This is a genomic window from Anaerococcus sp. HMSC065G05, assembly GCF_001812365.1.
Classification (GTDB): Bacteria; Bacillota; Clostridia; order Tissierellales; family Peptoniphilaceae; genus Anaerococcus; species Anaerococcus vaginalis.
This window is the reverse complement of sequence record NZ_KV808692.1, coordinates 1-1,501: the sequence shown is the minus strand read 5'-3', so window position 1 is coordinate 1,501 and position 1,501 is coordinate 1. Positions and strand designations below refer to the sequence as shown.

The window sequence follows — 1,501 nt, the reverse complement described above, 5'->3', positions numbered from 1 at the left end:
TTTATATGAAGATATCCCAGATACCTTATCACAGCTTATTAGAACAGCCTTTGTACCAAAGAACAATAACAAATTCATTGTAGCTGACTTTTCTGCCATTGAAGCGAGAGTCCTTGCATGGCTTGCAGGAGAAAAATGGAGAATGAAGGTCTTTGAAGAAGGTAAAGATATCTATTGTTCATCAGCAAGTCAGATGTTTGGAGTTCCTGTTGAAAAGCATGGTATAAATAGTGAACTTCGCCAAAAGGGTAAAATCGCAGAACTGGCACTTGGCTATGGTGGTTCGGTAGGTGCCTTAAAAGCTATGGGAGCACTTGAAATGGGGCTTACTGAAGAAGAACTTCAGCCACTTGTGGATGCTTGGAGAAACTCAAATCCTATGATTACTAGTCTTTGGTGGGATGTAGATAGAGCGGTCAAAACCTGTATAAAGCAAAGAATAGATACTAAAACTCATGGCATAAAATTCTCATGGAAAAGTGGATTTTTATTTATTGAACTTCCTTCAGGAAGAAAACTTTCCTATGTAAAACCTAGAATTGGCGAGAATAAGTTCGGTGGTGAGTCAGTTACTTATGAAGGTGTCGGTAATGCTAAAAAGTGGGAAAGACTGGAAAGCTATGGCCCTAAATTTGTAGAAAACATTATTCAGGGAACTGCAAGAGATATTTTGCTCTTTGCTATGAAAACATTAAGAAACTGCCAGATAGTAGCTCATGTTCATGATGAAATAATAATAGAGGCTGATAAAAGAATGAGTCTTACTGCAGTATGTGAGCAAATGGGAAGAACACCACCTTGGGCGAAGGGCTTACTTCTTCGTGCCGATGGTTATGAATGCGAATTTTATAAAAAAGATTAATAGAAACGTCAGATTTTGACCTTTCCCAAGGCTACCTAATAGGAGGTAGCCTTTATGAATTTAGAAGAAAAAGAAAAGATAAAGATATCAAGAGAAAAGGGATCTGGATATACAGAAATAGCTAAGCATATGAACATTTCCGTCAACACTATTAAGAGTTTCTGTAGGCGTAATGGGCTAGGTGGTATGAAAAGTAAAGATGAAAATATTTCTGTCTGTGGGTATTGTGGTAAGCCTATAAAACAGATAGTAGGGAGAAAAAAGAAAAGATTTTGTTCTGATAAATGTAGAAATATTTGGTGGAAAACCCATAGCAATTTGATAAAAAAGAAAGCTAACTACGAATGTACCTGTGTTAGCTGCGGTAAGATTTTTATCTCTTATGGAAATAAGAATCGTAAGTATTGTAGCCATAGCTGCTATATCTATGACAGGTTTGGAGGTGAGCAAAATGCAGATAAGTAAAGGTGCTCAAATCTCCAGAGAAACAGAGGCTAGATCTTTCACAGAAGAAAGTATGCAAAAAGACTTTGAATATGAAGTGGCACAAATGCTGACAAAGAGACTAGTAGATAATGGATTAATTTCAGAAGATGAAGCGGTGCAGATTAGTGAGCTTAATAAGCTCCATTTTGAGCC

At 37.0% G+C, this 1,501-nt stretch carries 3 protein-coding genes; all 3 read left to right on the top strand.

Translation table 11 applies throughout. The annotated features are described in order from the left end of the window. Positions 1 to 862 (top strand): DNA polymerase (locus HMPREF2852_RS02865; RefSeq protein WP_261667946.1); only part of this gene is annotated, 862 nt, incomplete at its 5' end. A 54-nt stretch (positions 863 to 916) separates the two neighbouring features. Beyond that, positions 917 to 1,327, top strand: coding sequence for a helix-turn-helix domain-containing protein (locus HMPREF2852_RS02860; protein WP_070605862.1), 411 nt, complete (start codon positions 917 to 919; stop codon positions 1,325 to 1,327). Beyond that, positions 1,314 to 1,501, top strand: a 188-nt coding sequence (locus tag HMPREF2852_RS02855) for an SHOCT domain-containing protein (RefSeq protein WP_070605861.1), incomplete at its 3' end; no start/stop codon positions are given. The genes HMPREF2852_RS02860 and HMPREF2852_RS02855, both read left to right, overlap by 14 nt.

What these genes read in the sequence shown, in the direction of transcription:
- HMPREF2852_RS02860 (WP_070605862.1), top strand. Translation starts at nt 917, where the DNA reads ATGAATTTAGAAGAAAAAGAAAAGATAAAGATATCAAGAGAAAAGGGA.